Below are 20,222 nucleotides of genomic sequence, written 5' to 3' on the forward strand. Positions count from 1 at the left end.
TATAGAAGGTGATGGTTATTGCAAATAAGACAAGAGAACCAATTGATGTGGGAAAATTCCTACCATTAAGAATTTGGAGGTGAATTTAATTTAACTTATTGTATTTAAATGAGTTTTATGAATAAAAAATAGTGTGTTTATAAGATCTTTCTTGTTGTTTTTGTTGGTAATGTTTGTTTTTGGCTGATTTTAGTCCATTAATGTAGAATATTTTAGATATTAATTCATCGGTCGTTTTATATAGTTAGGTAAAGATCTTGTATAGAAATGACAGGCGAAAACTATAGGTGGGAATATTATTATGTTATTAATTATGAGTCATTGTGCTAGTGACTTTTCTGACAAGGTGTTATTTGCGCCGCCGATTAAGGAGGCGCACTTCTAACTTAGTTCCGATATAGCACTTTAATAATGTGATAACCGAACTGAGTTTTTACCGGGCCATAAGGTTGCAGCAGTTCGCAGCTGAAGACCGCTTTATCGAATGCCGGGACCATATCCCCTTTATTGAACTCGCCCAGATCGCCGCCATTACGTTTTGATGGGCAGTTGGAGAATTTTTTCGCCAACTCTTGGAAATCTGCACCGTTATTCAACTGTGCCAGAATATCGTTTGCCTGCTTTTCATCATCTACCAGAATGTGTAGCGCAGAAGCTTTGTTTGCCATGTCACAATCACCACAATGTTATTTGAACGAAGGTTATCTTCATTAGGGTCTAGAAGCGCGCCAGTGTAGCCTATTTTTCTGGTGATGGGGCCACTGTGGCGCGTGTTTTACAATTCAAAAGCACAGGCGATTCTTGGTCGACGGCTGCTTTCTGCTACAATCCTCTTCCCCTGATAACCCAAGAGCGATCCTGCGCCCATGCGATTAAATCCCAGCCAACAACAAGCCGTCGAATTTGTCACCGGACCCTGCCTGGTGTTGGCCGGTGCGGGATCGGGTAAAACCCGGGTGATCACCAACAAGATAGCCCATCTGATCCGCCAGTGCGGTTATCAGCCAAAGCATATTGCCGCGGTGACCTTTACCAATAAAGCTGCACGTGAGATGAAAGAGCGTGTCTCTCAGACACTGGGGCGCAAAGAGTCCCGTGGTTTGATGATTGCGACCTTTCATACATTGGGGTTGGAAATCATCAAAAAAGAGTATGCGGCGCTGGGGATGAAGTCTAACTTCTCGCTGTTTGATGCGCAGGATCAACTGGGATTATTGAAAGATCTGACCCACAAGTGGCTGGAAGACGATAAAACCTTACTGCAACAACTGATATCACAGATCTCCAACTGGAAGAATGATCTGCTTGATCCCGCCGCCGCTGCCGCACAGGCGCGATCCGAGCGCGATAAGTTGTTTGTTCACTGTTATGGCTTATATGACGCCCATTTGAAAGCTTGTAATGTGCTGGACTTTGATGATCTTATCTCCCTGCCGACGTTACTGCTGCAAAATAATCTGGCAGTGCGGGAGCGTTGGCAAAATCGCCTGCGTTACCTATTAGTAGATGAATACCAAGATACCAATACTAGCCAATATCATATGGTGAAATTGCTGGTGGGCAGTCGGGCGCGCTTTACCGTGGTGGGTGATGATGACCAATCGATCTACTCATGGCGTGGGGCGCGACCCCAAAATCTGGTGCTGCTGAATGAAGATTTCCCGCAGTTGCAGGTGATTAAGCTGGAGCAGAACTACCGCTCCTCGGGCCGGATTCTAAAAGCGGCGAATATTCTGATCGCCAATAACCCCCACGTTTTTGAAAAGAAGCTCTTTTCTGAGCTGGAGTATGGTGACGAGTTAAAAGTCATCACTGCCAATAATGAAGATCATGAGGCCGAGCGCGTGGTTGGTGAGCTTATCGCCCATCATTTTGTTAAAAAGACGCAATACAGTGACTATGCCATTTTGTATCGTGGTAACCATCAGTCACGGCTGTTTGAAAAGCTGCTGATGCAAAACCGCATCCCCTATCGTATCTCCGGTGGTGATTCGTTTTTCTCGCGACCCGAGATCAAAGATTTGCTGGCGTACTTGCGAGTATTGACTAATCAGGATGATGACAGCGCATTTATGCGCATCGTCAATACACCAAAACGTGAGATAGGATCGGCGACCATCCAAAAACTGGGTGAATGGGCAAAGGTGCGTGATAAAAGCCTATTTCGCGCCAGCTTCGATTTGGGGTTGGGCGAGCATCTAAAAGGTCGGGGTCTGGAGTCATTGCAGCGGTTTACCCACTGGATGGAAGCTATTATCCGGCTAGTTGAACGCGAGCCGGTGGCGGCAGTGCGGGATCTGATCCACGGTATTGATTACGAGAGCTGGCTGTTCGAAACCTCGCCTAGCCCGAAGGCCGCAGAAATGCGAATGAAGAACGTCAATCTACTCTTCAGCTGGATGACCGAAATGTTGGAGGGGTCTGAGCTGAATGAGCCGATGTCGCTGACACAGGTGGTGACGCGCTTTACCCTACGCGACATGATGGAGCGGGGGGAGAGTGACGGCGAGCTGGATCAAGTGCAATTAATGACCCTGCATGCTTCCAAAGGGCTGGAATTCCCTTATGTGTTCTTAGTGGGCATGGAGGAGGGGTTGTTGCCGCACCAAAGTAGCATCGACGAAGATAATGTTGATGAGGAGCGGCGGTTAGCGTATGTGGGGATCACCCGCGCTCAGCGTGAGCTGTTCTTTACCCTCTGCAAAGAGCGGCGGCAGTATGGTGAGCTGATTCGCCCGGAACCGAGCCGCTTCCTGATGGAGTTACCGCAGGATGATTTGAAGTGGGACAATGAGCGCCAGGTGGTTAGCCCACAGGAGCGGATGCAAAAAGGCCAGAGTCATCTGGCCAATATTCGTGCTCAGTTAGCTAACGCCAAAAAACAGTAATGGGCGATGTACTGCCCATTTATTGCTTGATTACGGAGTCACCTGTTTGCCATCAACAGTGACGTTTTTCACCTCGCTGAAATGCCATGGCGTCTCACCACGTAGCTCGGTGAAGGTAACCTTGTTAAATTCACTGTCACGTAAGTCGCTAATGGCGGTTGGGGCAACCTGTTTTAACTGTACATTATTGACGTGCACTAAACGGTGCCATGCTTGATTTGCTGTATCCCCTTTGATCTCAATTGACGCACTCTTGCCGGTGGTGTTATCCACCGTCACATTTTTTAATGTGAAATCATAGAATTGAGCCGGAACCTTGGCCGGTGGATAGTCGATGTTGGCATTGCTGTCGGCATAATCCAATGTCATCACCATCACTTGTTTCGCCAAATCACGCATCGCATTATTGCGGAACGTGACATTACGCGCACCGCCACCAATGGTGCTAGTGCTCTTAGCGCGCAGGCCGATGTCAGTCAGGTACATCACATTATTCTCAGCCAGAATATCCTCAATCCAAGCACCGGTATGGCTGCCGGTAACAATGGCACCGTGTCCCATCCGGAAGTAGTTGTTGAATAGCCATGCACCTTTCATTGGCTCTTGTTGTTGCGCTTTTTCCCCAGTGCCGGCAGCAAAGTTGATGCAATCATCACCGGTATCAAAAAAGTTATTAAACACCATCACATTCTGGCTATTACCAAACTCAATTCCATCCCCATTATTAGCATCATAGGTTTGATGGATTAAGCCGTTCGCCACCACATTGTGGTTTTCCAGATTCATAATGCCGTGGAAAGCGGGGTTACGCACGGTGAAGCCCGCCAGATAGACATTTTCTACCCCGCGCAGTGTCATCAGGCTTGAGCGGCGTTGACCGTAGGCATTTTTTAAATCCATACCGTCGGAAACGGCCTTCTCAACCTGATTCTTCGCCAGAATGCCATCTTCATGCACTTTACTGTTTTTGCTTGCCACATATTGCGGTAGTGGGCGGCCTAACTCATCGGTAATTTCAGTGGTTTTGGCTCTTTGCCAGCCATTGCCGTCAATGACCCCCGAACCGGTAATGCGGATATTGCGGAAAGTGCCGGGCTTGCTGTTATTGGGGTCGATAGCATTGATCAGTGATGCTGGGCGCTCAATCGTGGAGTAAGGGTAGAGGCGGTAGCCAGCGGGATAATCATCAGGATTTTCCGAACCGAGCAGTGTTGCCCCAGCTTGCAGATTGAGGGTCATATCACTTTTCAGCCACAGTGCGCCGCTTTTGTAAGTGCCGGAGGGGATCTCGACCCGACAACCCGGCTTGCAGCTATCAATGGCTTGCTGGATAGCCTTGGTATTCAATGTCTTGCCATCGTCGATAGCACCAAAGTCGCGCACATTCACAATCTGTGGCTTAACACTGGTTTTTGCATTAATCGGGTTGCTGGCGGCAGATAATGATCCATCGGCGTATTGGGCTTTGACCGTAAACTGATAGCGAGTATTGGGTTTTAAGCCATCAACAATGAAGTTCTGTAGCACAATTTTATGCTGAAAATCCTCTTTATCGTTAGCATAGAAGTGGTCGATATAGGGCTTGGCGGGGGAGAATTTATCATTGTTATCACTGGCTTTTCCCAGCAATTTGCCCGCAGAGTAAATCTGATAATCCACAATTTTCCCGGTCTCTTCCGGGGCTTTCCATACCAGCACAATACTGCTCTCGTCATAAGCGAGAGTGGGTACTTGCAGCTGCTGAGGAGCATCGTGGTGACTTGATTTAGCGGCCATTGCCAGAGGGGCGCAGACCATCAGACTAGACATCATCACCAGCATACCGGCGGTATGTGGGCGTTGAAACTGTAATCGCATTGTGATCCCTTACCATAAAGAAACGCTGTTTTATAAAAATACACACAATGTTTCTTTTTTAAACTGAAGGCGATCACAAACTGATGGTTTTGTGGAGAGGTCACTTAGAAGAGCTAGGGAGAGGAGAGAGTGAGAGGGGCGACTGCAGCCGCCCAACAGCAAAAAAATTAGTTAAACTCTTCGAGGAAGAGAGGCCACTGGACATAGCTTTGCCAATGACTCTCTTGTTCCAGCGCTTCCGCTCGATAGGGGTGCTGTTGCAGCCAGCCCTGAGGTAGCAGCACATAGAGTGCTTCACCCTTGGCCGACAATCTGATTGCAGGCAGTGTATCGTCTCGCCGACGGCTGGCAAAAATAATCGCCAGACGCAGCAAACGACACAGGTGCTGTGCCATATCTACCGGCAAGGCATTTTGCTGATTCAACAGGGTTAAATCGAGGGTATCACACTGATTTTGTAGCAGCGCAGAGAGCAGTAACTTTTGCGCAGGGGTAAAACCGGGGAGATCCAGATTGCGAATCAGGTAAGCCGCATGTTGGGGAGCGCGCTTAAAATCGACGCTAAGGCCAATTTCATGAATCAAACAGGTATTTTGCAATAACTCCCGACATCGGCGGTCGAGATGCCACTCTTTTTCTACCTGTAGCAAAAAGTTATCGGCCAGTTTGCTCACCCGCTTGGCTTGCTCGGTGTCGAGTATATAGCGGCGCTGCAAATTTCGGATGGTGCGGCTGCGAATATCCTGTTCCACCGGTAAATGAAGCATACCGTAGACCAGCCCTTCGCGCAGTGCGCCGCCCGCCAGCGTCATACTTTCAATCGCCAACTCTTGGAATATCGCGATCAAGATAGATAATCCACTGGGGAAAACCAGCGCCCGCTCCAGTGTTAGGCCGGGGATCTCCAACTCTTCCAATTTGCCGCACTGAATGGCTCTTTGCTTGAGTTGCTGCAATTTGGGTAAGGTGATCAGCTCATCCATGCCTTGGGCGACCATGATCTCTTGCAGGGCCTGTACCGTGCCCGAAGCACCGACACAAATTTGCCAGCCATGCTCACGAAAGCGCGCCGCGACCGGTTTGATCATCTCATGTGCGGCCAGTTCAGCGCGTTCAAAATTCTCTTTTGCCAGATTGCGGTCACCGAAATAGCGCTCTAGCCAGGTGACGCAACCCATTGATAAACTAACTAAAACATTCGCTTGTGCGCCATTGCCAGTCACCAGCTCTGTGCTGCCACCGCCAATATCGACCACCAGACGCTGCTCTGGCCCACCGGTAGTATGTGCTACCCCGTGATAAATCAGCCGAGCTTCTTCCTCGCCGCTGATGACCTGAATAGGGCAGCCGAGGATCTCGATTGCCGTTTGCAGGAACTCTTCAGCGTTAGTGGCCAGACGCAGGGTAGCCGTGGCGACCACGCGGATCTGATCCCGAGGAATGTCCTGTAAACGCTCGGAGAAGAGCTTCAAGCATTGCCAGCCGCGTTCCATCGCGTCTTGTGATAAGTGATTCTGGCTATCCAGACCCGCCGCCAGACGGACTTTCCGTTTGATGCGGGCCAGTGTCTGGATACTCCCTGCCACCTCACGTACCACCAACATATGAAAACTGTTGGAGCCAAGATCGATGGCAGCATAAAGCGAGGTGGAACTTAGCATCGTTTTATCAGCTCGGTCGCTTACGGTTATTATTCCGTGGTGCACCACTACGACGTGGGGCAGAGTTACGGCGTGGGCCATTCCCAGTACGGGTACGGGCCAGACGTTTTGGCGCCGGCAAATCTGTTAATAGCGCATCACTATTATATTTGCTGACCGGAATGCTATGACCGGTGTAAGTCTCGATAGCCGGTAAGTTTAACGCGTACTCTTCACATGCCAGGCTGATGGAGTGACCACTTTCGCCAGCACGACCAGTACGACCAATGCGGTGAACATAGTCTTCGCAATCGTCGGGCAGGTCATAGTTGAAGACATGGGTCACCAGTGGAATGTGTAGACCACGAGCGGCAACGTCAGTCGCAACCAGAATATCCAAATCACCTTTGGTGAAATCTTCCAAAATCCGCAGGCGTTTTTTCTGAGCGACATCACCGGTCAGCAAACCGACACGATGGCCGTCAGCAGCCAGATGGCCCCAGATCTCTTCGCAACGATGTTTGGTATTGGCAAAAATAATGCAGCGGTCTGGCCACTCTTCTTCAATCAACGTCTGAAGCAGACGCATTTTTTCTTCATTTGAAGGGTAGAACAGCTCTTCCTGAATGCGGTGGCCCGTTTTTTGTAACGGTTCCACTTCAACATATTCTGCATTGTTCATCTGTTCGAAGGCCAATTCACGTACACGGTACGAGAGGGTGGCAGAGAACAGCATGTTTAAACGCTTATCAACGGAAGGCATACGGCGGAACAGCCAGCGGATATCTTTGATAAAGCCCAAATCGTACATACGATCCGCTTCATCCAAGACCACAACCTGAATCGCCCCGAGGTTAATATAATTTTGTTTAGCGTAATCGATTAAACGGCCAGTTGTCCCGATCAGAATATCAACGCCACTCTCCAGCACTTTAAGCTGTTTGTCGTAGCCATCACCACCATAAGCCAGCCCTAATTTCAGCCCGGTTATCTGGGAAAGTGATTCTGCATCGGAGTGAATTTGCACAGCCAATTCACGCGTTGGTGCCATAATCAAAGCGCGTGGTTGATTAGTCTGGCGACCCTCTTGTGCGGGGTTAGAAAGCAAATAATGGAAAGTAGACGCTAAGAAAGCCAGCGTCTTGCCGGTTCCTGTTTGCGCCTGACCCGCTACATCACGCCCGGAGAGAGTGAGTGGCAATGCTAGCGCCTGGATCGGCGTGCAATACTCAAACCCTTTGTTTTCAAGGGCTTGAATAACTAGCGGGTGCAGGGCGAAGTCGGAAAACTTCTGTTCGGTCAAGTGTGTTTTGCTCATAGTGTGGTAGAATATCAGCTAACTATTGCTTTACGAAAGCGTATCCGGTGAAATAAAGTCAATCCTATTGTTGGTTAATGCTACACCAACGAGGTAGACACAATCCTTTGGAGTAGAACATGAGCGATAAAATTATTCACCTGAGTGACGAAAGCTTCGACACTGACGTGCTAAAAGCCAGCGGCCTGGTTCTGGTCGATTTCTGGGCTGAATGGTGTGGTCCGTGCAAGATGATTGCTCCGATTTTGGATGAAATTGCTGAAGAGTACGAAGGCAGACTAACCATCACTAAACTGAATATTGATGACAATCAGGGCACGGCACCTAAATATGGTATTCGTGGTATCCCAACATTGTTGTTGTTCCGTGATGGTGAAGTGGTTGCCACCAAGGTGGGTGCATTGTCTAAAGGCCAGTTAAAAGCATTCTTGGATGCAAATCTGTAATTAGCCGCCTGTACAACCCAAGTCATTGGCGTTGTAGCAAGGCTGCAAACGAACAAAGCCCGATGAGCTGACTCAGGTCAGTGATTCGGGTGATTGAGCGCTGCTAACCTCACTGTGGCGTCAAGGACTCCGGCGAGTTTAGTGGTGGCGGTGATTTCTCACATTGACCGCTAGACGCCTGCAAAGAAGCGTGTTAAGTTTACTCTACTGCGCATAAAACATTCCTGTGTACAGAGTCCAGGTTTGTAGCATCTAGCTTATTCTTTAGTATCTAATAAATAGTCTGTAGCATCTAAAAAGTTTAAATCTAAAGTTTTACTCTATGTCGAAATAATGTGTGTTGAGAATGATTATGAACTCAATCAGTTTTTTGACAGTCTAACGGCTTTACAAAATCAGTCGAAGGCACCTTCAATCTTTTTACCGTAGTGTCGCGCAAATCTCGCGTAAGTGATGACTTACGTAGTTTGCCTAAGGCCGGTGATTGAATGCCCATTAAACAGGCACGGATGACGCTGCCATACCATTCACGACCATAGTTCGAGACATACCCCGAGTTTAAGAACCCACCATTATGAATCTTACCGAATTAAAGAACACGCCGGTTTCTGATCTGATAACACTTGGCGAAAATATGGGGCTGGAAAACCTGGCCCGGATGCGTAAACAAGATATTATTTTCTCTATTCTTAAGCAGCACGCGAAAAGTGGAGAAGATATCTTCGGTGACGGTGTGTTGGAGATATTGCAGGATGGATTTGGTTTCCTCCGCTCTGCAGACAGCTCCTACCTCGCCGGTCCCGACGACATCTATGTATCCCCAAGCCAAATTCGCCGTTTCAACCTCCGTACTGGTGATACCGTTGCCGGTAAGATTCGTCCGCCTAAAGAGGGTGAGCGTTATTTTGCATTGTTGAAAGTTAACGAAGTTAACTATGACAAACCGGAAAACGCCCGTAACAAAATTCTGTTCGAAAACTTAACCCCATTACATGCCAACTCTCGTCTGCGCATGGAACGTGGTAATGGTTCGACGGAGGATTTAACTGCCCGTGTACTGGATTTGGCATCGCCAATCGGTCGCGGTCAACGTGGTCTGATTGTGGCACCGCCTAAAGCGGGTAAAACCATGCTGTTGCAGAATATTGCGACCAGCATCGCTTACAACCACCCTGATTGCGTATTGATGGTATTGCTGATTGACGAGCGTCCGGAAGAAGTGACCGAGATGCAACGTCTGGTTAAAGGCGAAGTCATTGCTTCTACCTTTGATGAACCGGCATCCCGTCACGTTCAAGTCGCTGAAATGGTAATTGAAAAAGCAAAACGTCTGGTTGAGCACAAAAAAGACGTTATCATTCTGCTGGACTCCATTACCCGTTTAGCTCGCGCCTATAACACCGTCGTACCTGCTTCAGGCAAAGTACTGACCGGGGGTGTGGACGCGAATGCCTTACATCGTCCAAAACGTTTCTTTGGTGCTGCACGTAATGTTGAAGAGGGCGGAAGCCTGACCATCATTGCTACCGCGTTGGTTGATACCGGCTCTAAAATGGATGAAGTTATCTATGAAGAGTTCAAAGGTACCGGCAACATGGAATTGCACCTGTCCCGCAAAATTGCGGAAAAACGTGTCTTCCCAGCCATTGATTTCAACCGCTCTGGTACACGTAAAGAAGAGCTGTTGACAACCACTGAAGAGCTGCAAAAAATGTGGATCTTGCGCCGAATCCTTCATCCAATGGGTGAAATCGATGCGATGGAGTTCCTCATCAGCAAGCTGGCAACAGCAAAAACTAACGATCAGTTTTTCGATAATATGAGACGTTCGTAAGTTTATCGGAATTAGTCAAAACGCCACGCTCAGTCGTGGCGTTTTTTGCTTTTGGAATATAGGATACTCGGGTTTGCTATTCATTGAGTCGATCGCAAGATCGAACTAACGGTTATTTTGGTATTTATTCTCACTACCAGCGAGAAAATACCAAAAATAGAGTTGGGAATAACAAGCAAGGCTGTCATCATATTCAGAAATAACTGAAAGCGTGGCTAAGGCATGGTTTGCGCCAACCTACATGCTAAGCTGTTGTATCTATTTGCAGAGAGCGGTTAAACGTGAACTTACTCACTATGAGTACTGAAATATTTGTTATCTTCCTGTTTTCTCTGGCATTTTTATTTGTTGCTCGCAAGGTTGCCAAGAGAATTGGATTAGTCGATAAACCTAATTATCGTAAACGCCACCAAGGGTTAATCCCATTAGTGGGTGGAATATCTGTGTTTGCGGGTATTTGCTTTACTTTTCTGATCACCAATCAGCAGATCCCCCATTTCCGTTTATATCTTGGCTGCGCCGGCTTATTGGTATTCATCGGCGCGCTAGATGATCGGTTTGATATCAGCGTAAAAATCCGAGCCTTTGTTCAGGCACTGGTTGGCATTGCCATGATGGCGATCGGCGGGCTTTATTTACGCAGCCTGGGGCACACTTTTGGCCCATGGGAGATGGTATTAGGGCCTTTCGGCTATGTCGTGACGCTGTTTGCAGTATGGGCGGCAATCAATGCTTTCAATATGGTGGATGGCATCGATGGCTTGCTCGGCGGCCTCTCCTGTGTCTCTTTCGGCGCGATGGGTATTTTGCTCTATCAAAGCGGACAGATGGCATTGGCGTTATGGTGTTTCGCCATGATTGCCGCGATCTTGCCATATATTTTGCTTAACCTCGGGCTGTTAGGGCGTCGCTATAAAGTCTTTATGGGCGATGCTGGTAGCACCTTGATTGGTTTCACGGCGATTTGGATGCTGCTGCAAACGACACAAGGGAACTCACACCCGATTAATCCGGTTACTGCATTATGGATTATCGCCATCCCATTGATGGATATGATAGCCATCATGTATCGGCGCTTACGTAAAGGGATGAGCCCATTCTCCCCAGACCGTCAGCATATCCATCACTTAATTATGCGTGCGGGTTTTACCTCGCGGCAGGCTTTTGTCTTAATCACTCTGGCTGCGGCGCTATTAGCGGCGATAGGTGTTATCGGCGAACGGCTAACATTTATCCCTGAATGGGTTATGTTGGCATTATTCTTGCTTGCATTTCTGTTGTACGGCTACTGCATCAAACGGGCATGGCGAGTGGCGCGTTTTATCAAGCGTATGAAGCGCCGGATGCGTCGTGCATCGCAAAATAAGCATGAATCTTAATCAGAGGCTTTTAGGCAGTGATGAAATCAGAATCTATGTCGTCGGATAAAACAGGATCTACCCATAATGAGCCTACTGTGGATAACGAATTAGATATCCGTAGCCTGTGCCGTACGCTTTGGCGTGGCAAGGTGTGGATTATCGGTATGGCCATTCTTTTCGCTGCACTTGCGGTGGGTGTCTCCTATCTGGTGAAACAGCAGTGGAGTGCTACGGCCATTACTGACAGACCAACAGTCAATAATCTGGGCGGTTTTTATTCTCAGCAGCAATTTTTGCGTAACCTGGATACCCGGATTAATAGCGGTGTTGCCAGTGAGCAGCCGGGGATTTCTGATGAGGCCTACAGCGAGTTTATCACCCAGTTAGCGGCCTACGACACCCGTCGTGACTTCTGGCTGCAAAGTGATTACTACAAGCAGCGGTTAGAAGGTGATGCCAAAGCAGACGCGGCATTACTGGATGAGCTGGTGAATAATATTGTTTTCACTCCCCGTGATGATAAAAAAATGCTTAACGACAGCATTAAGCTAACGGCAGAAACCGCGACAGATTCCAATAAATTACTTCGCAGTTACATTGATTTTGCCAGCCAACGTGCGGCCCGCCATTTGAATGACGAGATTGAGGGGGCATGGGCTGTTCGTACTCAATCAATGAAAGCACAAGTCAAACGGCAGGAGGCGGTGGCACAAGCGGTGTTTGATCGTGAAGTTGCTGCGGTGAAACAAGCATTGAAAGTCGCCAGCCAGCAAGGGATTAACCGTAATCAAACGGATACCCCCGCTGAGCAGTTGCCAGACTCCAAAATGTTTATGTTAGGCAAGCCCATGCTCGAAGCTCGCCTGGAGACATTAGAGGCGACCGGCCCTAGTTTTGATATTGATTACGATCAGAACCGCGCCATGCTGGCCACATTGAATGTGGGGCCAACACTGGATAAAACATTCCAAACTTACCGCTACTTACGTACCCCGGAAGATCCGGTGACTCGTGATAGTCCGCGCCGTGTGTTCCTGCTGATTATGTGGGGCGCGATTGGGGCATTGGTCGGGGCCGGTGTGGTATTGGTTCGTCGCACCAGCACACAACCGTAATTGGCTCTGTGGCTTAGATTCTAAATAAGTGGCTTAGATGCTAAATAAGTTGTTTAGACCCTAATAAATTGGCGTCGCAGACTGACAAAAAAAGTCATATTGCGACGTCAGGTAAGAAGCGTATAAATCGTTAATGGGCGCATTGTGCGTCCAACTTGCAGGCGTTGTCTGCGGCTAACTGACCTTAAAGAGATTCACTGTGAAAGTGTTGACTGTTTTTGGCACCCGGCCTGAAGCCATTAAAATGGCTCCTCTGGTGCATGCTTTGGCTCAGGACGAAGCCTTTGAATCGCGAGTTTGCGTGACGGCTCAGCATCGTGAGATGTTGGATCAGGTGCTGCGTTTATTCGAGATTCAGCCGGACTATGATTTGAATATCATGAAGCCGGGACAGGGATTGACGGAAATAACCTGCCGCATTTTGGAGGGCTTAAAGCCGGTGCTGGCTGAGTTTAAGCCAGATGTGATCTTAGTTCATGGTGATACCACCACGACACTGTCGACCAGTCTCGCTGCGTTTTATCATCGCATTCCTGTCGGCCATGTCGAAGCGGGTTTGCGCACTGGAAATCTCTACTCTCCGTGGCCGGAAGAGGCCAACCGTCAACTGACGGGCCACCTTGCCATGTACCATTTTGCGCCGACGGAGAATTCGCGGCAAAATCTGTTACGTGAAATGGTACCAGAGAGCCGCATTTTCGTGACCGGCAATACAGTGATCGACGCGCTGTTCTGGGTCCGTGATCGGGTGATGAATAATCCAGAACTACGGGCCAGCCTGGCGCAACGTTACCCATTCCTCGATACCAGTAAAAAGATGATTCTGGTCACAGGTCATCGCCGCGAGAGTTTTGGTGGTGGTTTTGAGCGGATTTGCAGCGCGCTAGCGGAAATTGCCCGTAAACACCCGGAAGTGCAGGTGGTTTATCCGGTGCATCTCAACCCTAACGTCAGTGAGCCGGTCAACCGCATCCTGAAAGGGATTGATAATATCATTCTGATCGACCCGCAAGATTACCTGCCATTCGTTTACCTGATGAATCATGCCTACCTGATCTTGACAGATTCTGGCGGTATTCAGGAAGAGGCACCTTCATTAGGTAAGCCGGTATTGGTTATGCGGGATACCACCGAACGTCCGGAAGCGGTAGATTCCGGTACGGTTCTGTTGGTGGGCACTAATATTAATAAGATAGTCGATGCAGTGACCCGCTTGCTGACTGATGAGTCTGCCTATCATCAGATGACCCGGGCACATAATCCTTACGGTGACGGGCATGCCTGTCAACGCATCCTTGAAGCTTTAAAGAATCATCAGGTGACGCTATGAGTTTTGAAACTATTTCTGTTATCGGTCTTGGGTATATTGGTCTGCCAACCGCTGCGGCTTTCGCCTCGCGCAAGAAGAGAGTGATTGGTGTTGATGTCAACGCCCATGCTGTTGAAACCATCAATCGCGGTGCGATCCATATTGTCGAACCCGATTTAGACAAAGTGGTGAAAATTGCGGTTGAAGGGGGCTACCTTCAGGCGGTGACCAAGCCACTGGCCGCAGATGCGTTTCTTATTGCCGTGCCGACACCTTTTAAAGGCGATCATGACCCAGATATGGTTTATGTTGAATCTGCCGCTAAATCTATCGCACCGGTACTGAAAAAGGGTGACCTGGTCATTCTGGAATCCACATCACCAGTGGGCGCTACAGAACAAATGGCCCAATGGCTGGCTGAAGCCCGCCCAGATTTGAGCTTCCCACAAAACGCCGGTGAAGAGGCCGACATTAATGTTGCCTACTGCCCGGAGCGCGTGTTGCCGGGTCAGGTGATGGTTGAGCTGATTCAGAACGACCGTGTGATTGGCGGTATGACGCCAAAATGTTCAGCTCGCGCCAGTGAGTTGTACAAAATCTTTTTGGAAGGCGAATGTGTGGTGACCAACTCCCGCACCGCTGAAATGTGCAAGCTGACTGAAAACAGCTTCCGCGACGTTAACATCGCTTTTGCTAATGAGCTGTCACTGATTTGTGACGCGCAGGGCATCAATGTGTGGGAGCTGATTCGTCTGGCGAATCGTCATCCGCGCGTCAATATCCTGCAACCCGGGCCGGGCGTTGGTGGTCACTGTATCGCGGTTGACCCATGGTTTATCGTTTCTCAGAATCCAGAGTTGGCGCGCCTGATTCACACCGCACGTCTGGTGAATGATGGCAAACCGCTGTGGGTGGTTGACCGCGTGAAAGCCGCTGTTGCAGATTGTCTGGCCGCGACGGACAAACGTGCGTCTGAAGTGAAAATTGCCTGCTTTGGTTTGGCCTTTAAGCCAAATATCGACGATCTGCGCGAAAGCCCAGCGGTTGAAATTGCCCATTTAATCGCTGAATGGCACTCTGGCGAAACATTGGTGGTTGAACCCAATGTTGAGCAACTGCCCAAATCACTGGTTGGCCACGTGACCCTGAAAGATACCGCCACGGCATTGCAGCAGGCTGATGTGCTGGTGATGTTAGTTGATCACAGCCAGTTCAAGGCGATCAAACCTGAAGATGTGAAGCAAACGTGGATTGTGGACACCAAAGGAGTATGGCGTTGAGACGTATTCTAGTCACAGGCGGGGCCGGTTTTATCGGCTCTGCGGTGGTAAGACATATTATCGATGGCACTTCAGATAGCGTGGTGGTGGTGGATAAACTCACCTACGCCGGTAATCTGGAGTCACTGGCGGTGGTCGCAAAAAGTGAGCGCTATGCCTTTGAGCAGGTCGATATTTGTGATCGCGCTGAGTTAGACCGCGTTTTTGCCCAGTATCAGCCGGATGTAGTGATGCATCTGGCGGCTGAAAGCCATGTTGACCGCTCCATTGATGGGCCGGCGGCCTTTATCGAAACTAACGTGGTGGGCACTTACACCCTGTTAGAGGCGGCGCGTCACTACTGGCAGCAACTCAGTGCTGAGGCCAAACTGGCATTTCGTTTCCACCACATCTCAACGGATGAAGTGTATGGCGATCTGCATGGCACCGACGATCTGTTTACCGAAACTACCCCCTATGCGCCAAGCAGTCCCTATTCGGCATCTAAGGCATCCAGCGACCATTTAGTCCGCGCCTGGTTACGAACCTATGGTTTACCGACGCTGGTGACCAACTGTTCAAATAACTACGGCCCATATCATTTCCCTGAGAAATTGATCCCGCTGGTGATTTTGAATGCGCTGGCAGGCAAACCGCTACCGGTGTATGGCAATGGCGCGCAAGTCCGTGACTGGCTGTATGTCGAAGACCACGCGCGGGCGCTGTATCAGGTCGTGACAGAAGGTGTGGTGGGTGAAACTTACAATATCGGCGGTCATAACGAACGCAGAAATATTGAAGTGGTTGAGACCATTTGCGCACTGCTGGACGAACTGGTGCCAGCAAAACCTGCGGGTATTGCTCACTACCGTGACTTGATAACCTTCGTCAAAGATAGGCCGGGCCACGATATGCGCTATGCCATTGATGCAGGTAAGATTGAGCGAGAGCTGGGCTGGCGGCCACAGGAGACCTTCGAAAGTGGTATCCGCAAAACCGTATTGTGGTATTTGAACAATGAGTCTTGGTGGCGTCGTGTTCAGGATGGCTCCTACGCCGGTGAGCGCCTGGGTGACTTAGGGTAAATTCGAGTCTATTTATCATTGGGATGACGTCATTCAATTATTTGCATGATGTTTTGCCTATGTATAACGTCTGCCTGATGGTTTCAGCAGATGGTATGTTTCAGGAGATCGTATGAAAGGCATAATTCTCGCTGGTGGCTCAGGCACCCGATTGCACCCCATCACCCGTGGCGTCTCTAAGCAACTGCTTCCGGTTTATGATAAGCCGATGATCTATTATCCGTTGTCAGTGCTGATGCTGGCCGGTATCCGTGATGTCCTGATCATCTCTACGCCAGAAGATCTGCCGTCGTTCCAGCGCTTGCTGGGTAATGGCGACGAGTTTGGTATTAATCTGAGTTATGCTGCACAACCAAGCCCAGATGGGTTGGCACAGGCATTTATTATCGGCGAAGAGTTTATCGGTAATGAGCCTTGCTGCTTGGTGCTGGGCGATAATATCTATTTTGGTCAAGGCTTTAGCCCGAAACTGAAAGCCGTGGCGGCCCGTGAGCACGGAGCGACGGTGTTCGGCTATCAGGTTATGGACCCAGAACGTTTTGGTGTGGTGGAGTTTGATGACAACTTCCGCGCTCTATCTATCGAAGAGAAGCCGAGCCAACCAAAATCTAATTGGGCGGTAACTGGGCTATATTTCTATGATAATCAGGTGGTTGATTTCGCCAAGCAGGTGAAGCCCTCCTCCCGTGGTGAGCTGGAAATTACCAGCATCAACCAGATGTATCTGGAGCGCGGTGAGCTAACGGTGGAGCTGCTAGGCCGTGGTTTCGCCTGGTTGGACACCGGCACCCATGACAGTTTGATTGAAGCCAGCACCTTTGTGCAAACCGTTGAAAAACGGCAAGGTTTCAAAATCGCCTGTCTGGAGGAGATCTCATGGCGCAATGGTTGGCTGGATGATGACGGCGTAAGACGCGCAGCAACCGCGCTAGCCAAAACGGGTTACGGCAAATATTTGTTGGATCTGTTACATGCCCGTCCACGCCAGTATTGAGCCACTGGCCTGGGAGAGTGAATTTTTCCAGCGCCACAGTGCAAAACTGATTTTTTCCGACTCAGCCCCGCAACTTAATCCGGCTGAGTTGGAGGCTTATACCCTTACCCAAGCTAAAGTGCCCACCCATCGCCTTGATCTCATTGATTCCCTTGGTCAACTCGGCTTCAAATTAGTTGAGGGGGAGGTCGATCTGTCACTGGCCGTGGATATCAACACTGGGATTGGCACGGAAAATGCTTCATCTGAGGCAGAGGGTAAACCTAGGGTCGCCACTGCTGCGGATATTCCGCTGTTGCGCAGTGTCGCCGCCAGCACTTTTGCATTAAGCCGCTTTCGCGCACCTTGGTATGACCCACAAGACAGCGGGCGGTTTTATGCATTGTGGGCTGAAAAGGCGGTATTGGGCACCTTCGACCATCAATGCTTATTGGTGATGAATTCGTTAGGGCAGCCGGCGGGGTTTGTGACGTTACGGGATCTGCAAGATGGCAGCGCACGTATCGGCCTGTTAGGGGTATTCCCTGATTCGCAGGGTAAAGGTATCGGCACATCATTAATGTTGGCGGCAAAGCAGTGGTGCCATAGTCACGGGTTACCGCGGTTACGGGTGGCCACGCAGATGAGCAATATTGCTGCTTTGCGTCTTTATATTCGCAGTGGTGCTTCGATTGAGAGCACCGCGTATTGGTTATGCAGGGGATAAAATGATTCCATTTAACGCTCCACCGGTAGTGGGTACTGAACTGGGTTATATGCAGGCCGCGATGGCCAGTGGCAAATTATGTGGTGATGGTGGATTTACCCACCGCTGTCAGCAGTGGATGGAGCAGCATTTTGCTTGCCCGAAAGTTTTACTGACACCTTCTTGCACCGCCTCGCTGGAGATGGCCGCCTTATTGCTGGATATCAAGCCCGGCGATGAGATCATCATGCCAAGCTTCACTTTCGTTTCGACCGCCAATGCCTTTGTGCTGCGTGGGGCGAAAATGGTGTTTGTTGATATCCGTCCAGATACCATGAATATCGATGAAACCAAGATTGAAGCGGCGATTACCGATAAAACTAAAGTGATCGTACCAGTGCATTACGCGGGTGTTGCCTGTGAGATGGATACCATTATGGCGCTGGCGAAAAAGCATAATCTGTTTGTGGTCGAAGATGCCGCTCAAGGTGTGATGTCGACTTACAAAGGCAAAGCGCTGGGCACTATTGGACATATTGGCTGTTTCAGCTTCCATGAAACCAAGAACTACACCGCAGGCGGTGAAGGCGGCGCGACACTGATCAACGACCCATCACTGATTGATCGTGCAGAAGTTATCCGCGAAAAAGGCACCAACCGCAGCCAGTTCTTCCGGGGTCAGGTAGATAAATATACCTGGCGTGATATTGGCTCCAGCTATTTGATGTCTGATTTACAGGCCGCTTACCTGTGGGGCCAATTGGAAGCGGCGCAACAAATTAACGAACGCCGTCTGGCGCTGTGGCATAGCTATTACCATGCTTTCAAGCCGCTGGCTGATGCGGGGCGCATTGATTTGCCGGTGATCCCCGCCGATATGGAACAAAATGCGCACATGTTTTACATCAAACTGCGCGACATCGACGATCGCTCTAAATTTATCAGCTTCCTAAAAGAAGCCGGAATTATGGCGGTCTTCCACTACATCCCACTGCATGCTTGTCCGGCGGGTGAGGAGTTTGGCCGTATGGCGGGTGAAGATCGCTTTACCACCCAAGAGAGTGAGCGCCTGGTTCGCCTGCCAATCTTCTATAACCTGACGGATATCAATCAGAAAACGGTCATTAATACTGTTCTGAGTTACTTCGCCTGATATGTCTCTGGCAAAAGCATCGATTTGGACTGCTGGCTCTACGCTGATTAAGATTGGCGTAGGGCTATTAGTGGTTAAACTGCTGGCGGTGACCTTTGGCCCCAGTGGTGTTGGGCAGGCGGGGAATTTCCGCCAGCTAATTACGGTATTAGGCGTGCTCTCCGGCGCGGGTATCTTTAACGGAATTACCAAATATGTTGCTGAATATCATCAGCAACCTGAACGCCTACGTGCGGTTCTGGGCACCTCATCCGCCATTGTGCTGGGGTTCTCGACGCTGCTGGCACTGATTTTCCTGCTGGCCGCGAAACCTGTCAGTATTGCGTTATTTGGTCATAGCGATTACCAAAATGTGGTGCGCGCGGTAGCACTTATCCAGATGGGGATTGCCTACGCCAACCTGTTTTTGGCGATCCTCAAAGGCTATCGCGATGCGATGGGCAATGCGTTAGCGGTGATTGGCGGCAGCCTGATTGGGGTGTTGGCGTACTATATTTGCTTTCGCATTGGCGGCTATCCCGGCGCATTAGTGGGCTTGGCATTAGTCCCTGCGCTGGTGGTTATCCCTGCGGCAGCCATGTTGATTCGCCGTAAAACCATTCCGCTGAGCTATCTTAAGCTGAGTTGGGATAAAGCGTTAGCGAGCCATTTAGGCAAATTTACTATCATGGCGCTGATTACCTCAGTGACCTTGCCGGTAGCCTACGTGATGATGCGAAACTTGCTGGCTGACCAATATGGCTGGGATGCAGTGGGGATCTGGCAAGGGGTGAGCAGTATTTCCGATGCTTATCTACAATTTATTACAGCGTCATTTACCGTCTATTTGCTGCCAACACTGTCGCGACTCAAAGCGAAAGCGGATATTTCCCGCGAGATTCTGCGCTCACTGAAATTTGTCTTACCGGCAGTGGCGACCGCCAGTCTACTGGTCTGGCTGTTACGTGACTTTGCTATCTGGCTGTTGTTCTCACATCAGTTCACGGCGATGCGCGACCTCTTTGCCTGGCAACTGGTGGGGGATGTGTTGAAAGTGGGGTCGTACGTGTTTGGCTATCTGGTTATTGCCAAAGCCTCGCTGCGCTTTTACATTTTGACGGAAGTGAGCCAGTTCTTACTGTTGACCGGGTTTGCCCATTGGTTAATCCCAATGAATGGCTCATTGGGCGCGGCACAAGCCTATATGGCGACTTATATTGTCTATTTCGCGCTCTGTAGCTGCGTATTCATTATGTATCGTAGACATTCATCACCGTAAACACTCTTTACAGCAGAAAA

16 protein-coding genes are annotated in these 20,222 nt (G+C 49.5%); 12 read left to right on the top strand and 4 right to left on the bottom strand.

Going from position 1 to position 20,222, the window contains the following annotated elements:
• Nucleotides 1-386: 386 nt before the first annotated feature.
• A complete protein-coding gene (gene ppiC / locus HRK25_RS07165) occupies nt 387-668 on the bottom strand; it encodes a peptidylprolyl isomerase PpiC (protein WP_005275718.1) in 282 nt (93 codons plus the stop codon).
• Nucleotides 669-866: 198 nt separating this feature from the next.
• Between ppiC and rep the strand changes: the two genes are divergently transcribed.
• Nucleotides 867-2,888, top strand: a complete 2,022-nt coding sequence (gene rep, locus HRK25_RS07170) for a DNA helicase Rep (RefSeq protein WP_005275716.1) — start codon at nt 867-869, stop codon at nt 2,886-2,888.
• Between the two features lie 30 nt (nt 2,889-2,918).
• On the opposite strand, the gene HRK25_RS07175 is transcribed toward rep, so the two are convergent.
• From HRK25_RS07175 to rhlB, 3 genes are all read right to left on the bottom strand, one after another.
• Nucleotides 2,919-4,745 (bottom strand): glycosyl hydrolase family 28 protein, encoded by a 1,827-nt coding sequence (locus tag HRK25_RS07175; protein WP_005275712.1) that lies wholly within the window; start codon nt 4,743-4,745, stop codon nt 2,919-2,921.
• Nucleotides 4,746-4,912: 167 nt separating this feature from the next.
• Complete coding sequence (gene gppA, locus HRK25_RS07180) at nt 4,913-6,406, bottom strand: guanosine-5'-triphosphate,3'-diphosphate diphosphatase (protein ID WP_005275709.1); 1,494 nt, start codon at nt 6,404-6,406, stop codon at nt 4,913-4,915.
• Nucleotides 6,407-6,413: 7 nt separating this feature from the next.
• Nucleotides 6,414-7,703 (bottom strand): ATP-dependent RNA helicase RhlB, encoded by a 1,290-nt coding sequence (rhlB, locus tag HRK25_RS07185; RefSeq protein ID WP_005275706.1) that lies wholly within the window; start codon nt 7,701-7,703, stop codon nt 6,414-6,416.
• Between the two features lie 119 nt (nt 7,704-7,822).
• Between rhlB and trxA the strand changes: the two genes are divergently transcribed.
• The 11 genes from trxA (at nt 7,823) to wzxE (ending at nt 20,202) form a co-directional block, all read left to right on the top strand.
• A complete protein-coding gene (gene trxA / locus HRK25_RS07190) occupies nt 7,823-8,149 on the top strand; it encodes a thioredoxin TrxA (RefSeq protein WP_004877077.1) in 327 nt (108 codons plus the stop codon).
• A 574-nt stretch (nt 8,150-8,723) separates the two neighbouring features.
• A complete protein-coding gene (rho, locus tag HRK25_RS07195; RefSeq protein WP_004704159.1) occupies nt 8,724-9,983 on the top strand; it encodes a transcription termination factor Rho in 1,260 nt (419 codons plus the stop codon).
• A gap of 281 nt (nt 9,984-10,264) precedes the next feature.
• Nucleotides 10,265-11,362: a UDP-N-acetylglucosamine--undecaprenyl-phosphate N-acetylglucosaminephosphotransferase gene (gene wecA, locus HRK25_RS07200; protein ID WP_005275704.1), complete on the top strand. Its 1,098-nt coding sequence runs from the start codon at nt 10,265-10,267 to the stop codon at nt 11,360-11,362.
• Nucleotides 11,363-11,382: 20 nt separating this feature from the next.
• Nucleotides 11,383-12,459 (top strand): ECA polysaccharide chain length modulation protein, encoded by a 1,077-nt coding sequence (wzzE, locus tag HRK25_RS07205; protein ID WP_071984913.1) that lies wholly within the window; start codon nt 11,383-11,385, stop codon nt 12,457-12,459.
• Nucleotides 12,460-12,658: 199 nt separating this feature from the next.
• On the top strand, nt 12,659-13,789 hold the full coding sequence (wecB, locus tag HRK25_RS07210) for a non-hydrolyzing UDP-N-acetylglucosamine 2-epimerase (protein WP_005275700.1): 1,131 nt from the start codon (nt 12,659-12,661) through the stop codon (nt 13,787-13,789).
• Complete coding sequence (gene wecC / locus HRK25_RS07215) at nt 13,786-15,048, top strand: UDP-N-acetyl-D-mannosamine dehydrogenase (RefSeq protein ID WP_032898179.1); 1,263 nt, start codon at nt 13,786-13,788, stop codon at nt 15,046-15,048. The genes wecB and wecC overlap by 4 nt, the downstream gene beginning before the upstream one ends.
• The gene (rffG, locus tag HRK25_RS07220; protein ID WP_172666429.1) at nt 15,039-16,112 is read left to right on the top strand and encodes a dTDP-glucose 4,6-dehydratase; all 1,074 of its coding nucleotides are present in this window, start codon (nt 15,039-15,041) and stop codon (nt 16,110-16,112) included. Before wecC ends, rffG begins: the two co-directional genes overlap by 10 nt.
• A gap of 112 nt (nt 16,113-16,224) precedes the next feature.
• Nucleotides 16,225-17,106 carry a glucose-1-phosphate thymidylyltransferase RfbA gene (gene rfbA, locus HRK25_RS07225; protein ID WP_005275694.1) on the top strand — a complete coding sequence of 294 codons (882 nt, stop codon included), beginning with the start codon at nt 16,225-16,227 and terminating at the stop codon, nt 17,104-17,106.
• Complete coding sequence (gene rffC / locus HRK25_RS07230; RefSeq protein WP_032898178.1) at nt 17,084-17,812, top strand: dTDP-4-amino-4,6-dideoxy-D-galactose acyltransferase; 729 nt, start codon at nt 17,084-17,086, stop codon at nt 17,810-17,812. Before rfbA ends, rffC begins: the two co-directional genes overlap by 23 nt.
• A gap of 1 nt (nt 17,813) precedes the next feature.
• A complete protein-coding gene (gene rffA, locus HRK25_RS07235) occupies nt 17,814-18,944 on the top strand; it encodes a dTDP-4-amino-4,6-dideoxygalactose transaminase (protein ID WP_005275690.1) in 1,131 nt (376 codons plus the stop codon).
• 1 nt (nt 18,945) lies between these two features.
• On the top strand, nt 18,946-20,202 hold the full coding sequence (gene wzxE, locus HRK25_RS07240; protein WP_005275688.1) for a lipid III flippase WzxE: 1,257 nt from the start codon (nt 18,946-18,948) through the stop codon (nt 20,200-20,202).
• Nucleotides 20,203-20,222 lie beyond the last annotated feature (20 nt).

The sequence above is a fragment of the Yersinia bercovieri ATCC 43970 genome (genome assembly GCF_013282745.1).
Classification (GTDB): Bacteria; Pseudomonadota; Gammaproteobacteria; order Enterobacterales; family Enterobacteriaceae; genus Yersinia; species Yersinia bercovieri.